This window comes from Streptomyces sp. NPDC037013 (assembly GCF_055607265.1).
Map to the genome: position 1 here is coordinate 313,109 of NZ_JBVJRV010000004.1, position 16,868 is coordinate 329,976.

Annotated in this window: 16 protein-coding genes; 9 read left to right on the forward strand and 7 right to left on the reverse strand. The window is 73.7% G+C overall.

Annotation, left to right across the window (positions count from 1 at the left end):
* Nucleotides 1–146: 146 nt before the first annotated feature.
* Complete coding sequence (locus ACZ7DY_RS15955; RefSeq protein ID WP_471135266.1) at nt 147–752, reverse strand: Rv1733c family protein; 606 nt, start codon at nt 750–752, stop codon at nt 147–149.
* A gap of 649 nt (nt 753–1,401) precedes the next feature.
* A complete protein-coding gene (locus tag ACZ7DY_RS15960; protein WP_471135269.1) occupies nt 1,402–1,827 on the reverse strand; it encodes a DUF6643 family protein in 426 nt (141 codons plus the stop codon).
* A 273-nt stretch (nt 1,828–2,100) separates the two neighbouring features.
* On the opposite strand from ACZ7DY_RS15960, the gene ACZ7DY_RS15965 reads away from it, so the two are divergent.
* Nucleotides 2,101–3,402, forward strand: a complete 1,302-nt coding sequence (locus ACZ7DY_RS15965; RefSeq protein WP_471135272.1) for a TerD family protein — start codon at nt 2,101–2,103, stop codon at nt 3,400–3,402.
* Between the two features lie 4 nt (nt 3,403–3,406).
* Here ACZ7DY_RS15965 and ACZ7DY_RS15970 read toward each other — a convergent pair whose 3' ends face one another.
* The gene (locus tag ACZ7DY_RS15970) at nt 3,407–4,597 is read right to left on the reverse strand and encodes a glycosyltransferase (RefSeq protein ID WP_471135275.1); all 1,191 of its coding nucleotides are present in this window, start codon (nt 4,595–4,597) and stop codon (nt 3,407–3,409) included.
* A gap of 58 nt (nt 4,598–4,655) precedes the next feature.
* On the opposite strand from ACZ7DY_RS15970, the gene ACZ7DY_RS15975 reads away from it, so the two are divergent.
* Entirely contained in the window at nt 4,656–5,444 is a 789-nt protein-coding gene (locus tag ACZ7DY_RS15975; protein ID WP_471135277.1) for a glutamate racemase, read from the forward strand.
* A 104-nt stretch (nt 5,445–5,548) separates the two neighbouring features.
* Nucleotides 5,549–6,097, forward strand: a complete 549-nt coding sequence (locus ACZ7DY_RS15980) for a hypothetical protein (RefSeq protein WP_471135279.1) — start codon at nt 5,549–5,551, stop codon at nt 6,095–6,097.
* Here ACZ7DY_RS15980 and ACZ7DY_RS15985 read toward each other — a convergent pair.
* Complete coding sequence (locus ACZ7DY_RS15985) at nt 6,078–7,118, reverse strand: O-antigen ligase family protein (protein ID WP_471135281.1); 1,041 nt, start codon at nt 7,116–7,118, stop codon at nt 6,078–6,080. The genes ACZ7DY_RS15980 and ACZ7DY_RS15985 overlap by 20 nt on opposite strands.
* A 259-nt stretch (nt 7,119–7,377) precedes the next feature.
* On the opposite strand from ACZ7DY_RS15985, the gene lnt reads away from it, so the two are divergent.
* The 3 genes from lnt to ACZ7DY_RS16000 are packed head-to-tail and all read left to right on the forward strand — an operon-like array spanning nt 7,378 to nt 10,384.
* The gene (gene lnt, locus ACZ7DY_RS15990; RefSeq protein ID WP_471135284.1) at nt 7,378–8,994 is read left to right on the forward strand and encodes an apolipoprotein N-acyltransferase; all 1,617 of its coding nucleotides are present in this window, start codon (nt 7,378–7,380) and stop codon (nt 8,992–8,994) included.
* A gap of 50 nt (nt 8,995–9,044) precedes the next feature.
* Nucleotides 9,045–9,524 (forward strand): NUDIX hydrolase, encoded by a 480-nt coding sequence (locus tag ACZ7DY_RS15995; protein ID WP_471135287.1) that lies wholly within the window; start codon nt 9,045–9,047, stop codon nt 9,522–9,524.
* Nucleotides 9,521–10,384 (forward strand): hypothetical protein, encoded by an 864-nt coding sequence (locus ACZ7DY_RS16000; RefSeq protein WP_471135289.1) that lies wholly within the window; start codon nt 9,521–9,523, stop codon nt 10,382–10,384. The genes ACZ7DY_RS15995 and ACZ7DY_RS16000 overlap by 4 nt, the downstream gene beginning before the upstream one ends.
* Before the next feature lie 9 nt (nt 10,385–10,393).
* On the opposite strand, the gene ACZ7DY_RS16005 is transcribed toward ACZ7DY_RS16000, so the two are convergent.
* Nucleotides 10,394–10,993 carry a hypothetical protein gene (locus tag ACZ7DY_RS16005; protein WP_471135291.1) on the reverse strand — a complete coding sequence of 200 codons (600 nt, stop codon included), beginning with the start codon at nt 10,991–10,993 and terminating at the stop codon, nt 10,394–10,396.
* A gap of 46 nt (nt 10,994–11,039) precedes the next feature.
* Here ACZ7DY_RS16005 and ACZ7DY_RS16010 point away from each other — a divergent pair, with 46 nt between their 5' ends.
* The 3 genes from ACZ7DY_RS16010 (at nt 11,040) to ACZ7DY_RS16020 (ending at nt 15,507) form a co-directional block, all read left to right on the forward strand.
* The gene (locus ACZ7DY_RS16010; protein WP_471135293.1) at nt 11,040–12,221 is read left to right on the forward strand and encodes a methyltransferase; all 1,182 of its coding nucleotides are present in this window, start codon (nt 11,040–11,042) and stop codon (nt 12,219–12,221) included.
* A 223-nt stretch (nt 12,222–12,444) separates the two neighbouring features.
* On the forward strand, nt 12,445–14,823 hold the full coding sequence (locus tag ACZ7DY_RS16015) for a phosphoketolase family protein (RefSeq protein ID WP_471136670.1): 2,379 nt from the start codon (nt 12,445–12,447) through the stop codon (nt 14,821–14,823).
* 33 nt (nt 14,824–14,856) lie between these two features.
* The gene (locus ACZ7DY_RS16020; protein WP_471135295.1) at nt 14,857–15,507 is read left to right on the forward strand and encodes an alpha-ketoglutarate-dependent dioxygenase AlkB family protein; all 651 of its coding nucleotides are present in this window, start codon (nt 14,857–14,859) and stop codon (nt 15,505–15,507) included.
* 18 nt (nt 15,508–15,525) lie between these two features.
* Here ACZ7DY_RS16020 and ACZ7DY_RS16025 read toward each other — a convergent pair whose 3' ends face one another.
* Together ACZ7DY_RS16025 and ACZ7DY_RS16030 are read right to left on the reverse strand one after the other, a co-directional pair.
* Nucleotides 15,526–16,248: a 2OG-Fe(II) oxygenase gene (locus ACZ7DY_RS16025; protein WP_471135297.1), complete on the reverse strand. Its 723-nt coding sequence runs from the start codon at nt 16,246–16,248 to the stop codon at nt 15,526–15,528.
* Complete coding sequence (locus tag ACZ7DY_RS16030) at nt 16,245–16,742, reverse strand: methylated-DNA--[protein]-cysteine S-methyltransferase (RefSeq protein WP_471135299.1); 498 nt, start codon at nt 16,740–16,742, stop codon at nt 16,245–16,247. Before ACZ7DY_RS16030 ends, ACZ7DY_RS16025 begins: the two co-directional genes overlap by 4 nt.
* Nucleotides 16,743–16,868 lie beyond the last annotated feature (126 nt).

Consider the following 16,868-nt stretch of genomic DNA (forward strand, 5'->3'; position numbering starts at 1 on the left):
TGTCACCGCGCAGGGAGCCGAAGAGTTCGGCCGGTCCACCGTAGCGCGCGGGAGCAGGCGGAGTTGACCCGATGGCCAGGCTCTCACCTGGGCGGCCTTGCGCAGGGATGTTCGACGGCGGCGGCCGGCGGGTAGTGGCGGGCGGGTCAGGAACCCGTGCCGGTCCGGCCCCAGTCGGGGCCCGCCCTGTCCCAGGCCCGGTCGAGCCGGGCATAACGCCGTCGGACGATGCGCCAGAGGATCAGTCTGCGGGTGCCTTCGAGGAGTCCGCCGGTGGCCGCGGCGGCGCCGAAACCGGCGAGGACCGCGTGGGTGGTCGCGGTCGCGCCGTCCAGCGGGCGGCCGACGACCCGGCCGTGCCCGTCGGTCCAGAACCTGAAGTGATCGCCCGCCTCGGGGGACTTGAGGTCGCTCAGCACCACGCCGTACCGGTCGGTGTGGTCCGGGGCGGTCCAGCGGGCGAGCACGCGACTGTGGGCGTTGCGGGCCGAGGACGTCTCGGGGTCGGGGTCAAACGGGGGAGCGTTGACCTGCTGCAGCACGGTGCCGACGACTCTGTGGCGGTCCTCGTGCTGCCGGCGCACCGAGCCGAGGAGGGCGTCGCGCGACAGGTTCGTGGTGAACACGCCGACGAGAGGGACCGCGACGACGATCAGCACCAGGGTGATCAGGGCCAGCCAGGCCTCGGCGAGGTCGGTGCCGCGGCGCAGTGGATTGTGCCGCCACCGCCAGAGGCCGACGATTGCTCGCACTGCCCTGCACCCCCTTCCGCGTCCGTCTTAACCGGGAACGGCACGGTCCACGCGCGGGAGGCGAGAAGAGAGAGCGGAATCACCCTCCAAGGTCGCCCCTTTCGCGTTGCCCTTCACTTCCACCATGCCCAACGACCGTGCCCCGACGCCGAGTTCCCGCCCCGGCTCCCCTCAATCGGGGGCCGTTCGGGACCACGAAAAGGGTCATCGTCGCGGACGAGTCCGGCGATTCGGCTGGTTCCGGGCGTCGGGTGATCGCCCGGCGGTGGTCGAAGCGCCGATGGCGGGCGAGTGTACGCAGTGGTCGCCCGCCGCGCTGCGCGGGGTGGGGGTCGTGATGGCCGCGGGCGTGATGGATGCGGCGCCTCGTCGCGGAGGTGGCGCCGGACGCGGACATGCGAAAGCCGCCGTCGGACAGTGGCCCGACGGCGATCAACGCCACGGCCGGTCACGGCCATTGGCGCAGGGTGCGTCCGCCGTCGCCGGCCGACGGTCATCGGTGGTCACCCGGGAGCCCTTTCAGGGCTCCCGGGACGGCCTCACGCGGTGACGCGTGCCCCCGGGCCGCCGTGAGCGGGTGACCTGGCCGGACCGTGGCGCGGCACGCGGCCGTGCCGCCGGCGGTCACCGGCGGCACGGCCGCGGACGGTCAGTACCCGCGGTAGGGGCGGTTGTACGGGTCCTCGTACGACGCGGGGGAGGGGCGGGGCGCCGCGGGGCGCATCGCCTCGTACCCCGTGCCGGGCGCGGGCCGCTGGGGCTGGGCGCCCGGGTAGCCGCGCGGACCCGCGACCTGTTGCGGGATGTACGGCGCCGGCGCCTGCTGCAGCGGTGCGGGCTGCTGGGCCTGCGCGTAACCGTACGAGGGGTTCGGATGGGAAGGGGCGGCCGGCAGTGCGGGCAGGGCGGCCGGAAGCGCGGGCAGGTGACTGCCCGTGTCGTACGCGGAAGGGACCCGGATCGGAGCGATCTGCGGAGTGCCCCGCTCGGCGACGAGCGAGTCATAGATCGGAGTGTCCGGGAAGGACGGCGCGGAGTAGTAACCGCCGCCATAGGTGGAGCGGGGGGAGGTCATGCTCCATAAGTTAAGCCCTTGATGTGCTGGTTGGGGAGACCGATAAGAGGGTTGTTTTACGTGTCTGCAGGGGCTGCGGATCCCCCCAATGCGAGCGAACTCGGGAAAATCGGTCGCCGAACGGCGTACGGATCGTGTAAAAGCCGAGCTCCGGGCGGGTTACCGGGGGTCGCCCGACGGGCTCGCGGGGCGCGGTCGTGGGCCTTGGCGCGGGCCGGGTAATAGGTTGGCCGGGAACGACAACGGTGACCCTGCCGGACGGGGCGACTTGCGATGGGGGCGGACATGACAATGCCTAAAGGATCGAATGTTCCCGTGCCGGCACCCGCGGTACGGATCGAACTGGGATGGGGCTCCGGGGCCGGCGTCCCGGACGCCGACGCGTCCGCGCTCCTGCTGGAGGCCTCCGGAAAGGTGCGCTCGGACGCCGACTTCGTCTTCTACAACCAGCCGGCCCACTCCTCCGGAGCGGTGCGGTACGAGGGCAAGCAGCGCTCCGGCTCCGGTGTGACGGACGTGCTGACGGTCGACCTCGCGCGCGTGGAGCCCGGAATCGAGACCGTGGTGCTCGCCGCCTCCGCCGACGGCGGCACCTTCGGACAGGTGCCCGGCCTGTACATCCGCGTCCTCGACGCGTCGAGCGGCGCCGAACTCGCCCGCTACGACAGCTCGGACGCGACCGTCGAGACCGCGTTCGTCCTCGGTGAGCTCTACCGGCGCCAGGGCGCCTGGAAGTTCCGCGCCGTCGGACAGGGCTACGGCAGCGGCCTGGAGGGGCTCGCGACGGACTACGGCATCACGGTGGACGAGCCGCAGCGGCAGGCGCCCGCCCCGACGGCCCCGGCCGCCCCGACTCCGCCCCCGCCGATGCCCGCCACCGTGCCCGCCGCCCCGCCCGCGCCCCCCGCCCCTCCGGCCGCCGCGACCCCCGCACCCGTACGCCTGACCAAGGTCACCCTGACGAAGGACGCCCCCTCCGTCTCCCTGACCAAGCAGGGCGGCACCTCGGGCGGCATGCGCGTCAACCTCAACTGGGAGGTGCGCAAGCAGTTCAAGGGCTGGGGAGCCAAGCTCGGCAGAGCCGTCGCCATGCACGCCGACCTCGACCTCGACCTCTGCGCCCTCTACGAACTCTCCGACGGCCGCAAGGGAGTCGTCCAGGCGCTCGGCAACGCTTTCGGCGCCCTGCACCAGCCCCCGTACATCCTGCTCGACGGCGACGACCGCACCGGCGCCGTCGCCACCGGCGAGAACCTCACCATCAACCTCGACCACATCAAGGACTTCCGGCGCATCGTCATCTTCGTGACCATCTACGAAGGCGCGCGCAGCTTCGCCGACCTCAACGCCACGGTCACCCTCCAGCCGCAGCACGGCGCCCCCGTCGACTTCTCGCTCGACGAGTGCACGGTCCCCTCGACCGTATGCGCGCTGGCCCTGCTCACCAACGACGGCGGCGACCTCGTCGTCCAGCGCGAGGCGCGCTATCTGGTCCCGGAGCGCGGCGTGAGCCCGCAGCGCACCATCGACCACGTCTACGGGTGGGGAATGAACTGGACGCCCGGCAGGAAGTGACCGCTCAGCGCGGCTCGGCCGAGGGCTCCGCCGCGGTGGTGTCGGGGCGCTTGTACGTACGTCCCTTCCAGGCCGCGCCACGCCCCCGGTAGTGCTGCACCGCCGAGTCCACGGTCATCAGGAGGTACAGGAACGCGGTCCCCGGCAGCAGCGGGGCGAGCCAGAGCGGCTGCCCGTAGTAGCGCAGCATCGGCAGGTACGTCGCGGTCATCACCAGCCAGGCGAGGCCGCCCGCGACGGCCGCCGCCGCGTCGCCCGTGGCGAGGCCCGCGACCAGCGTCACGGGGGGCGCGAGATACACCAGCGCGAGCCCGGCGACCGTGCCGAGGAGCAGCAGCGGGTTGTGCCGCAGCTGCGCGTAGGCGCTGCGCGAGACCATCCGCCACAGGTCTCCCAGGCGCGGATAGGGGCGCACGCTGTCGACGCGTTCGGCGAGCCCGAGCCAGATGTGACCGCCGGAGCGCTTCACCGCCCGGGCCAGCGCCACGTCGTCGATGACCGCCTGCCGGATGGTGTCGGGGATCCCGGCGCGCTCGGCGGCGTCCGTGCGCAGCAGGACGCAGCCGCCCGCCGCGGCCGCCGTCCGCGATCCCTTCCCGGCGATCCACCGGAAGGGGTAGAGCTGCGCGAAGAAGTAGACGAACGCCGGGACCACCAGCCGCTCCCACACGCTCTGGGCCCGCAGCCGGGCCATCTGCGAGACGAGGTCGAAGCCGCCGTGCCCCGCCGCGGCCACCAACCGGCGCAGACTGTCCGGTTCGTGGGCGATGTCCGCGTCGGTGAGCAGCAGATATTCGGGCCCACGCGCGCGTGCCAGGCCGATTCCGTGCCGTACCGCCCAGAGCTTGCCCGTCCACCCCTCGGGCGGCTCACCGGGAGAGGAGACGTGCAGCGGCAGGCCGCCGTGGCGCTCGGCCAGCGCGCGGGCCAGCGCGCCCGTGCCGTCGGAACTGCCGTCGTCGACGAGGAACACCTCGGCCCGCCCCGGATAGTCCTGCGCGAGGAGTGAGGGCAGGCTGCCCGGCAGCACACCCGCCTCGTCCCGCGCGGGGACGACGACACAGACCGACGGCCACCGCGCGGGATCTTCGCGCGGCGGCAGACGCATGTCCGTACGCCAGAAGAAGCCCTGCCCCAGCAACAGCCACAGCCACGCGGCAAGCGATCCGGTGGCGATCCACGCAACGGCGCTCATCCGCCGAAGTCTGCCCCACGGGACGGGGGCTGTGGGGGCCATCGACTATGGTGACCGGGTGAAGATCGCGCTCATGGACTCCGGCATCGGACTGCTCGCCGCGGCGGCCGCGGTACGCCGCCTGCGGCCCGACGCCGATCTCGTGCTCTCCTCCGACCCGGACGGAATGCCGTGGGGGCCGCGCACCCCGGCCGATCTCACCGAGCGGGCCCTCGCCGTCGCCGAGGCCGCCGCCGCGCACCGGCCCGACGCGCTGATCGTGGCCTGCAACACCGCCTCCGTGCACACGCTGCCCACCCTGCGGGCCCGCCTGGAGCCGGACATCCCCGTCATCGGGACCGTGCCGGCGATCAAGCCCGCCGCCGCGGGCGGCGGCCCCGTCGCGATCTGGGCCACGCCCGCCACCACCGGCAGCCCCTACCAGCGCGGACTCATCGACGACTTCGCCCACGGCGTCGACGTCACCGAGGTGCCCTGCCCGGGCCTCGCCGACGCCGTGCAGTACGCGGACGAGAAGGCGATCGACGAGACGATCGCCGCCGCCGCGGCCCTCACCCCCCGTGAGGTAAGGGCCGTCGTCCTGGGCTGCACCCATTACGAACTGGTCGCCGAACGCATCCGCGCCGCCGTCCAGCGCCCCGGCATGCCACCCCTGGTCCTGCACGGTTCCGCCGGAGCGGTGGCCGCCCAGGCGCTGCGCAGGACCGGCACCCTCTCCGGCGCGGGCACCACGGCCGAGCCCCCCGCCCTCACCGTGCTGCTGAGCGGACGCGAGGAGCAGTTGCCGCCCGCCGCGCTCGCGTACGCCGAGGGTCGCCTGCTCGCGGCGGTCAGCCCCGCTCTCTGAGCCGGACCGCCCGCGCCGCACCGGCCGCGGCCCCGGACGGCCGTGGCGTTCGTCACCCTGTGTGACGCGGTGGCTTCGCGGCGGAATCTGAGTAGTCTCGAACCATGAAGGACCTAGCCCCGGGCGAGCGGGCCGTTCCCGAGAGCCCGTCCGAAGTCTGGACCGGACGCGCGACCAACCGCGTGCAGTGGCTCCTGGCGTGCGCCGGTGCCGCCTGCATGGCGCTCGGCATCGAGCTGGCCGTGGACTCCATGTGGACCTCGGGCATCGCCCCGCTGGTCATGTCCGTGGTCGGCTGCATCACCGTGGGACTCCTGATGCTCTTCGGGACGCTCGCCTTCGTCCACGTCGCCGTGAAGGTCGACAAGGACTGCCTGGAGGTGCGCTGCGGCCACCTGGGACTGCCGCGCCGCCACATCCCGCTCTCGCACGTCGTCGGCGCGGAGTTCGCGCCGAGCGTCACGCCCCGGCAGTGGGGCGGCTGGGGTTACCGCTGGCGGCCCGAGAAGGGCACCGCCGTCGTGGTCCGGCGCGGCGAGGGCCTGGTGCTCAGCCTGGGCGACGGCCACAAGTTCACGGTGACCGTGGACAACGCCGAGGCGGCGGTCCGCGCCATCCGGGACCGGCTCGGCCTCAAGTCCACCGAGTCCTGACGGGACGCACCGGGCCGTCCGCCACCTCGTCGTACAACGGCCGCGCCGTCGCGATCCCCGCCAGCAGCCCCGCGCCCGTCGTCACCGTCGTCACGCTCAGCGCGTTGCCCACCGCCGCCACGGCGGTGAGCGCGGTGAGGGCCGCGCCCGCCGAGAGCGCCACCTGCGTGGAGCCCGGCGAACGCCACAGCGCGAACAACAGCCAGCAGAAGACCGCTGCCAGCAGCGAAGCCCCCACGAGCCCCTGCTCCGACACCTGCTGCAGCGGCGCCGAGTGCGGCTTGTCCTCCACCGGCAGGTCCTCGACGACCACCGGCCGGGCCTCGCCGAACCGGCCGGGACCCACGCCCATGGCCGGTTCCCGCTCCGCGAGGCCCATCGCGTCCTGCCACAGCAGTACGCGGTGCCGGCCGAGCGAGCCCTCCACGGGAGCCGCGAGACCGTCCGGCAGCGCGTCGTCGGCCACCGCCAGGCAGACCCCGGCGACCAGCGCCGCGGCGACCGCGAGCCCGGCGACGCAGAACCCCCTCGTCCGCAGCCTGGCCGCCGCCAGCGAGCAGAGCAGCACCACCAGGGCCCCCGCGCACCCCACCGGTGAGCCGAGCGCCGCCGCGACACCGGCGATCCCCGCCGCGAGCAGCCGCAGCGCGAGGCGGAGCCGCGGCGTCCGGGCCGCCCACGCCGCACAGCAGGCCGCGCCGGCCGACAGGATCAGCAGAGCGGCCGTGGCCCCGGCATGACCGAGCGGGGAGGACGGGCCCGGCGTGAGCCGTGGCGCCGTCACGGCGAGACCAAGACCCGCCAGCGCCCCCGCGCAGGGGGCCGCGACCGGGAGCAGTGCCCCGCAGATCCGGCCGCCCGCGTAACCGGCCGCCACGGCGAGGACCGCAAGCAGCACCCCCTCGGGGCTGCCGCCGTGCACGCCCGAGGTGATCAGCGTCCAGGCGGCGCACGCGCCGAGCAGCGCTCCGCCCGTCGCGTCGGAGGCGTTCCGCCGTTCCCGCGCCACTGCCGGGCCCATCGACACAGCTGTCCCCGTTGACCCCACCCGTCGCCCCCCGGTCGATGACGGGTCCCCTCGGCGCGGACCGCTCCACGGTGGCGTGAAACGGCCGGACATCAGGGACGTACCCACACGCTAACGGTCGCCACCCCGACCAGGGGACCCGTTGTGCGGAAACGATGCGGCGAACGAGGGTGCGCATACCCCCGTGGCGGGCCCGCGTGATCCCCGCCCACCGAGCTGTCGGCGCCCAGGTGGGGCGCCGTACACTCCCCGGGTGACCGCCACCACCACTCCCGTAGACGAGCCGGACCAGCTCGATCCGCAGCCCCCGCAGGCCTCCTCTCGCGCCGTGCGCGTCCTGCGCCGGCTCGTGCCCGCCGCCGTGGCGGCCCTCTCCGGAGTGCTGCTCTACGTCAGTTTCCCGCCCCGCACGCTGTGGTGGCTCGCGCTCCCCGCCTTCGGGCTCCTCGCCTGGTGTCTGCAAGGCCGCACCTGGAAGGCGGGCCTCGGTCTCGGCTACCTCTTCGGCCTCGGCTTCCTGCTGCCGCTCCTGGTGTGGACCGGCGTCGAGGTCGGCCCCGGGCCGTGGCTGGCGCTCGCGGCCGTCGAGGCGGTCTTCGTCGCCCTGGTGGGCGCCGGCATCGCGGCCGTCTCCCGGCTGCCCGGATATCCGCTCTGGGCCGCGGCCCTGTGGATCGCGGGTGAGGCGGTACGCGCGCGCGTGCCGTTCCACGGCTTCCCCTGGGGCAAGATCGCGTTCGGGCAGGCGGATGGTGTCTTCCTGCCGCTCGCCGCGGTCGGCGGCACCCCGGTGCTCGGCTTCGCGGTCGTCCTGTGCGGCTTCGGGCTGTACGAGGTGGTGCGCCGGGCCGCCGACATGCGCGACACCCGCGTCGTGCGTCGGGGCGCGGTGGCCGTCGCGGCGCTCAGCGTGCTCGTCCCGGTGGCCGGCGCGTTCGCGGCGCGGACGCTCGTCAGCGACACGGCGGAGGACGGCACCGCCACCATCGCCGCGATCCAGGGCAACGTCCCGCGCGCGGGCCTCGACTTCAACGCGCAGCGCCGTGCCGTCCTCGACCACCACGTGCGCGAGACCGAACGCCTCGCCGCCGAGGTGAAGGCGGGCAAGGTCCGGCGCCCGGACCTGGTCCTGTGGCCGGAGAACTCCTCCGACGTGGACCCGTTCACCGACCCCGAGGCGCGCGGCGCCATCGAGCGCGCGGTCGCGGCGATCGGCGTGCCGGTCTCCATCGGCGGCGTCGTCGAGAACGAGGACGGCAGGCTCTACAACGAGCAGATCCTCTGGGACCCGAAGAAGGGCCCCACGGACACCTACGACAAGCGGCAGATCCAGCCCTTCGGCGAGTACATCCCGCTGCGCTCCCTCATCAGCTCCTTCAGCAGCGACGTCGACAAGGTGCGCCAGGACTTCAGCCGCGGCATCAAGCCCGGAGTCTTCACCATGGCCGGCACCCGGGTGGGCATCGCGACCTGTTACGAGGCGGCCTTCGACTGGGCGGTGCGCGACACCGTCACCCACGGCGCGCAGATCATCTCGGTGCCGAGCAACAACGCCACCTTCGACCGCAGCGAGATGACCTACCAGCAGCTCGCCATGTCCCGGATCCGCGCGGTCGAGCACAGCCGGGCCGTGGCGGTGCCGGTGACCAGTGGCGTCAGCGCCGTCATCATGTCCGACGGCAAGGTCAGGGCGAAGACGACGTGGTACACCGCCGATTCGCTGGTCGAGGAGGTCCCGCTGCGCTCCTCGCGGACCCCCGCCACCCGCTTCGGCGTCCTGCCGGAGGCGATCCTGGTGCTGATCGCCGCGGGCGGCCTCGGCTGGGCCGTGACGTCGGCCGTGCGTAGCCGGCGGACCGCCGAGCGGTAGACCCCGTCGTCCCGGCAGGAAGGCGGCGCGCCGCCGTTAGGGTCGAGGGCATGGCTACTCCTGATTTCATCCGCACGATCCGCGCCGACGCCGGTCACCAACTGCTCTGGCTCCCCGGGGTCACCGCCATCGTCTTCGACGACGACGGCAAGGTGCTGCTCGGACGGCGTTCCGACAACGGCAGGTGGTCGGTGATCGGAGGCATCCCGGATCCGGGCGAGCAGCCGGCCCAGTGCGCGGTGCGCGAGGTGTACGAGGAGACGGCGGTGCACTGCGTGCCCGAGCGGGTGGTCCTGGTGCAGGCGCTGGAACCGGTCACCTACGACAACGGCGACACCTGCCAGTTCATGGACATCACCCTCCGCTGCCGTGCGGTCGGCGGCGAGGCACGGGTCAACGACGACGAGTCGCTGGAAGTGGCGTGGTTCGACGTGGACGCACTGCCCGACCTGCACGAGTTCTCGCTCTTCCGGATCAAGCAGGCCCTGGCCGCGGGCCCCACCTGGTTCGAGGCGCCCGAAGAGCGGTGACCGGGCGACAGGACCGGGCGCGGGTGACCCGGGCGGCGAGAGAACCGCTGCCGGACGGCGGGCTCGTCCTGGACGCGGGCAAGGCATGGCCCGCGCGGCCACCGCTGCGCTTCGAGCGGGTGACGGACCGCCGGTGGACGCTTCGGCAGGGCGAACGGCAGCTGATCCAGGCCCGGTCGGAGGGCGACGGATGCTGCCGCGATCTCCGGCTGCGACGCCTGCCCGGATACCGCTCGCCCCTGCCGCCGGTGACGGCCGCGGCGATGCGGGCCGGAGCCGACTGGGCCCACCGCTACGCCCGATGGCTGGAGGACGCGGAGAACGGCCCCCTGCACCGAGGGCGTTGGCGCCTCACCCCGCGTGCCGCCTTCGCACCCGGCATCTGGAGCAGCGACCTCGTCCGGGAGTGGCCCGACGCCACCCTCGAACTGCTCTGCGGCGGCGGCTGGCACGGGGTCCTGCCGCTGCGCCCGCTCCCGGAACCCGACGCCCCGCGCGTGAAGGCCCACCGCAGACACGCCCGCGCCGGCACCCTCGCCCCCGTCCTGCTGTGGTGGATCTCCTTCCTGGACGGCTGGGTGATCCTCGACGGCCACGACCGGGCCGCGGCCGCCCTCGCCGAGGGCGCCGAACCGGAGTGCGTCGAGCTGGTGCGCGTACCGGACGAGGCCGAGTGGCGGGCGGCCGCCGCGGAGCTCACCGAGGCGCACGGCGAGCGCATGGCCCGACTCGCCGGACACCCCGCCGACCCGCACACCGCACGCCAGTGCCGGGCGCTGGAGCGCGGGTACGCCGACGCGCTCTCCACCCTGCCGTACGACGCGGACCCCACCCCCCTCTTCGACGGCTCCCGCCACTGAGCCGCCCGGTCAGGCGCCGGTCGCGGGCGGCCGGACCTCCCGTATGACGGCCGTGCCCGCCACGGAGCGGTCCTCATGCAGGGTGATCGATTGACCGGCCTTGAGGTGCCGCCACCGAGCGGGGTCGAGCGGGGCGAGCCGTACCGGGGCCCGGCCGCCGGGCTCCAGGAGGGGGACGAACTCCACCCAGAGCCGGGCGATGTCGAGGACCGGGGCGCCGGCCGGGGAACGGTTGCCGATGTCCCACATCGGTCGCAGGACCCCGGCACCGTCGACGGGAGTCCGCCGCCGCGCCCCGGCGGCCGGGCGGAGGGTGAGGTCGGCCCGGACGACGCCGTCGCGGACCTCCGCGGCGCGCCAATGGCGCCAGGCCGCGCTGCGCTCCAGCCGCAGCTGTTCGGCGGCGGCCGCCAACGAGGTCCAGAAGCCGACCGGCAGCGGCGGGACGGGAGCGCCGTCGTCCGCGAGGTCTTCCAGGAGCCCGAGAGCCACCTCCCATTCGTCGTGGATGAGGTGCTCCCAGACGTCGTCCACCGTGAGGTCGTGCTCCGTCGCCGCCTCCCGGGGGACCAGGAGGGCGGCCGCTTCGAGGAGTTCGGGGACGTCCATGCGCTGATTCTGGCCCACCGTCGATCTCCGTTAGCCTGAGGGCACGATGAACCGTTTGAGCACGTCATGGGGCGCGTACGACCTCACACGCTTCCCCGAGGACCCCCGCGACCAGCTGCGTGCCTGGTCGGCGGCCGACGCCTACCTGCTGCGGCATCTGGCGGGGGAGGAGGGGGCCGAACCGGTCGACCTCGCCGAAGCCGGCACCGGCACCGTGGTCGTCGTCGGCGACCGGTGGGGCGCGCTCACCACCGTCCTCGCGGGGCACGCGCGCGTGCCGGTACAGATCACCGACTCCTTCCTCGCCCAGCAGGCGACCCGGGCCAACCTCGCCCGGGCGGGCCACGCGCCGGACGCGGCACGTCTCCTGACGACCAGGGACGCTCCGCCCGCGCGCGTCGACGTACTCCTGGTCCGCGTACCGAAGAGCCTCGCGCTCCTGGAGGACCAGCTGCACCGGATCGCGCCCGCCGTGCACGAAGGCACCGTCGTCGTCGGCACCGGCATGGTCACCGAGATCCACACGTCGACGCTGGAGCTCTTCGAGCGGATCATCGGCCCGACCAGGACCTCACTCGCCCGGCAGAAGGCGCGCCTCGTCTTCAGCACGCCGGACCCGGCGCGCACGGCGGGACCGAGCCCCTGGCCGCGCAGTCACGTGCTGCCCGCCGACTCCGGGGCCGGCGCCGGTCTGACCGTCGTCAACCACGCCGGCGTCTTCTGCGCCGACCGGCTCGACATCGGCACCCGTTTCTTCCTCAAGCACCTGCCGCGCGCCCGCGGTGGCGCCCACGTCGTGGACCTGGGCTGCGGCAACGGCGTGCTCGGCACCGCCGCCTCCGTCGCGGACCCCGACGCCACGGTCACCTTCATCGACGAGTCGTTCCAGGCCGTCGCCTCCGCCGAGGCCACCTTCCGGGCCAACGCCGCCGACGGCGCCGACGCGCACTTCGTGGCCGGTGACGCGCTCGCTGCCGTGCCGCCGGAGAGCGTGGACGTCGTCCTGAACAACCCGCCCTTCCACAGCCACCAGGCCACGACCGGCGCGACCGCCCGGCGCATGTTCACCGGCGCCCGCGCCGCGCTGCGGCCCGGCGGCGAGCTGTGGGTCATCGGCAACCGCCACCTCGGCTACCACGTGAAGCTCCGCAAGCTCTTCGGCAACGCGGAGGTCGTGGCGAGCGACCCGAAGTTCGTGGTGCTGCGGGCGGTCAAGGGCGGCCGCTGACCCGGGTGGCACCGCGCGGGGCTCCGCCCGCCGACGCCCCCCGTAGTACCGCCTTCTCCCTGCCCCGGTGGCGCCGCGCCAGGCGGCGTGCCCCGGTGGCGGTCCTTGCGCACGGCTGATGTCCTGAAGCAGGCACGGGCCGCGTCCCGCACGAGTGACCCGCCGCTCGCGTGGAACCAGACCAGCAGCGCGCCGTACCCGAACCGGCCGTACGTCCCGACCCCTGCGAGGAGAGAACTCCGTGGCACCCCTGGCGAAGGACCACCTGGCGGCACTCGACGCCCACTGGCGGGCCGCCAACTACCTGGCCGCCGGTCAGATCTACCTGATGAGCAACCCCCTCCTGACGGAGCCGCTGCGGCCCGAGCACATCAAGCCGCGCCTCCTCGGGCACTGGGGCACCTCGCCCGGCCTCAACTTCGTCCACACCCACCTCAACCGCGTCATCCGCGCACGCGATCTGGACGCACTGTGCGTGTGGGGCCCCGGCCACGGCGGCCCGGCGGTGCTCGCCAACTCCTGGCTGGAGGGCTCGTACAGCGAGATCTACCCCGACGTGACGCGGGACGCGGCGGGCATGGCCAAGCTTTTCCGCCAGTTCTCGTTCCCCGGAGGTGTGCCCAGCCACGTGGCGCCCGAGACGCCCGGCTCGATCCACGAGGGCGGCGAACTCGGCTACTCCCTCGCGCACGCCTACGGGGCCGCGCTCGACAACCCGCACACGCTGGTCGCCTGCGTGATCGGTGACGGCGAGGCCGAGACCGGCCCGCTGGCCACCTCCTGGCACGCCAACAAGTTCCTCGACCCCGTCCACGACGGCGCGGTGCTGCCGATCCTCCACCTCAACGGGTACAAGATCGCCAACCCGACCGTGCTCGCCCGCCTCCCGGAGGCCGAACTCGACGCGCTGCTCCGGGGCTACGGTCACGAACCCCTCTACGTGAGCGGCGACGACCCCGCCGCCGTCCACCAGGCGATGGCCGAGGCCATGGACCAGGCGCTCGACACCATCGCCGCCATCCAGCGGGCCGCCCGGAACGACGGCGAGCGCGACCGGCCGCGCTGGCCGATGATCGTGCTGCGCACCCCCAAGGGCTGGACCGGACCCGGCACGGTGGACGGCGAGCCCGTCGAGGGCACCTGGCGCGCGCACCAGGTGCCGCTGGCCGGCGTGCGCGACAACCCCGACCACCTGCGCCAGCTGGAGGAGTGGCTCCTCTCGTACCGGCCGCGCGACCTCTTCGACGCGGACGGCAGCCCCACCGCGCAGGTCCTGGCCTGCGTGCCCGCGGGCGAGCGCCGGCTCGGTGCCACGCCGCACGCCAACGGCGGCCGGCTCACCCGCCCGCTGCCCCTGGCGCCGCTGGAGAACTTCGCCGTCACCGTCGACAAGCCGGGTACCACTCTGCACGAGCCGACCCGGGTCGCCGCCGGCCTGCTGGAGCAGGTGATGGCCGACACCGCCGACCGCCGCGACTTCCGGGTGGTGGGGCCGGACGAGACCGAGTCCAACCGGCTCGGCGCGCTCTACGACGCCACCGGCAAGGCCTGGCAGGACCGCATCCTCGACACCGACGAGCACCTCGCCCGCGACGGCCGCGTCATGGAGGTCCTGTCCGAACACCTCTGCCAGGGCTGGCTCGAGGGCTACACCCTCACCGGCAGGCACGGCCTGTTCTCGTGCTACGAGGCGTTCGTCCACATCATCGACTCGATGGTCAACCAGCACATCAAGTGGCTGAAGACCTCCCGCACACTGCCCTGGCGGGCACCCGTGCCGTCCCTGAACTACCTGCTCACCTCGCACGTGTGGCGCCAGGACCACAACGGCTTCTCGCACCAGGACCCCGGCTTCGTGGACCATGTGCTCAACAAGAGCCCCCACGTCGTACGGGTCTACCTCCCGCCGGACGCCAACACCCTGCTGTCGGTGACCGAACACGTGCTGGGCAGCCGCGACTACGTCAACGTCGTCGTGGCGGGCAAGCAGCCCTGCTTCGACTGGCTCACCCTCGACGAGGCCCGCGCCCACTGCGCGCGCGGGGCGGGGGCGTGGCAGTGGGCCGGCACCGACGACGGCACGCGGGACCCCGACGTGGTCCTGGCCTGCGCGGGCGACGTGCCGACCCAGGAGGTCCTCGCCGCGGCCGCGCTGCTGCGCGAGCACCTGCCCGACCTCGCCGTGCGCGTCGTCAACGTCGTCGACATCGCCCGGCTGATGCCGCAGGAGGAACACCCGCACGGCATGCCGGACTCCGAGTACGACGCCCTCTTCACCCCCGACAAGCCGGTGATCTTCGCCTACCACGGCTATCCGTGGCTGATCCACCGGCTCGCCTACCGTCGCGCGGGCCACGCCAACCTCCATGTGCGCGGCTACAAGGAGGCGGGCACGACGACCACGCCGTTCGACATGGTGGTCCGCAACGACCTCGACCGGTACCGCCTCGTCATGGACGTCATCGACCGCGTGCCGGGCCTCGGCGTGCGGGCGACGGGCGTGCGCCAGACGATGGCCGACGCCCGGACCCGCCACCACGGCTGGATCCGCGAGCACGGCACGGACCTGCCCGAGGTCGCGGAGTGGACGTGGCCGTTCTGAGCCCGTGCGGACGGCGGAGCGACGAGGAGGCGCATGGCGCCGGATGACGAGCTGTTCCCCCGCACCCGGACCGTCCTCGGCCCGGGTGCGGCGCACCTGCCGGACTGGCTGACACCGGGGGAGCAGCTGCGGCTCCTCGAGGCGTGCCGGGAGTGGGCGAGGCCGCCCGCCGGGCTGCGACTGGTCAGGACGCCGGGCGGCGGCGCGATGACGGCCCGGCAGTTCTGCCTGGGGTGGCACTGGTACCCGTACGGGTACGCGCGCACCGTGGTCGACGGGGACGGCGCCCCGGTGAAGCCGATGCCGCCCTGCCTCGCCGAACTGGGCCGCAGGGCGGCGGAGGCGGCCGGATACGACACCGTGGAGGCGTACGACATCGCCCTGGTCAACTTCTACGACGCCGACGCGCGGATGGGCATGCACCGCGACAGCGACGAGAGGTCGGACGCGCCGGTGGTCTCACTGAGCCTCGGCGACACGGGTGTCTTCCGGTTCGGCAACACGCGCACGCGCGCCAGGCCCTATACGGACGTGGAGCTGCGCAGCGGCGACCTGGTGGTCTTCGGCGGTGCCTCCCGGCTCGCCTACCACGGGGTGCCCCGGGTGCTGCCCGGCACCGCTCCGGCGCGGCTCGGTCTCACCGGGCGGCTGAACATCACGCTGCGCGTGAGCGGTCTTGCGTAGTCCTTCCGCCGAAGCCGCCTACGCCGCGTCGTGGAAGACGAGCCCCAGTGACCTGCGCAGCCCCGACCGCACCGTGCTCACCCCGTGCCGCACCGGCGCCGCCGACCAGCCGCGCGCGGAGCGGACCGGGCGGTCGCGGGTGGTGAAGACCAGGCCGTGGCCCTGGCGCAGGACGGTCGACGTGCCGCGCGACTGGGCCCTCGGCCGCTGCTCGACGAGCAGGAACTCGCCGCCCGTGTAGTCCTGGCCCGGTTCGTCCAGGCCGATGACGACCTGCAGCGGGAAGACCATGTCGCCGAAGAGGTCGCGGTGCAGGGCGTTCCAGTCGCCCTCCTCGTAGCGCAGCAGGATCTGCGCGGACCTGGTCTGGCCCGCCGCGTGGCACTGCTCTAGCCACTCCTCCAGGGAGTCCGGCCAGGGCGCCGGGCGGCCGAGGCGCTGTGCCCACTCCCGCGCCACGGTCAGCAGGTGCGGGTAGAGCGCGGAGCGCAACTCGGCCACGGCACCCGGGAGTTCGTGGGTGAAGTAGCGGTACTGTCCGGAGCCGAAGCGGTGCCTGGCCATGTCGACGGTGGAGCGGAAAAGCGTCGGGTCGTCGTACAGGGCGGCGATGCGACGGCAGGCGGCCGGGTCGAGGAGCCGGGGTGTGAGCGCGCAGCCGTGCGCGTCGAGCTCGGCGGCGAGCGCCGGCCAGGGGGCGGCGTCGACCACCGTGCCGGGGGTCCGTGCGGTGGTGGTCATGCCGCCTCCAGGTCGAGGAGGCGGCGCTTGCTCTCCAGGCCGCCCGCGTACCCGGTGAGGGAGCCGTCGGCGCCGATCACGCGGTGGCAGGGGCGCACGATGAGCAGCGGATTGCGCCCGATGGCGGTGCCAAGGGCGCGGACCGCGGCCCGCGAGAGGCCGAGCCGCTCGGCGAGCCGCCCGTAGGTCGTCGTGGTGCCGTAGGGGACGGTCTCCAGGGCGTCCCAGACCTTGCGCTGGAACTCGGTGCCCGGTCCGGCGGCGTACTCGATGTCGAAGTGGGTCAGGCTGCCGGAGAAGTACGAACGCAGCTGCGCGGTGATCGCGTCGAACGCCTCGTCGTCGCGCACCCAGCCGTCCAGGACCACGGCGCCGCCCTTCTGGCCGGGCAGGGAGAGCGAGGCCAGCGCGGTGCCGCCCTTGGCGGTGGCGGACGCCTCGCCCACCAGCAGCAGCTCACCCAGCGGGCTGTCGATCGTCGTGAAGACGGTCATCGGACTCTCCTCGGTCGTGGGTGCCGCGTTCTGTCGCGGTTCTCCGTGCTGACATGGACCAGTCTGCGTCGCGCGCGCGAGCCCGGCTGGCGGGATTCGGACATCGCCCTGAGAGACGCCGGTCAC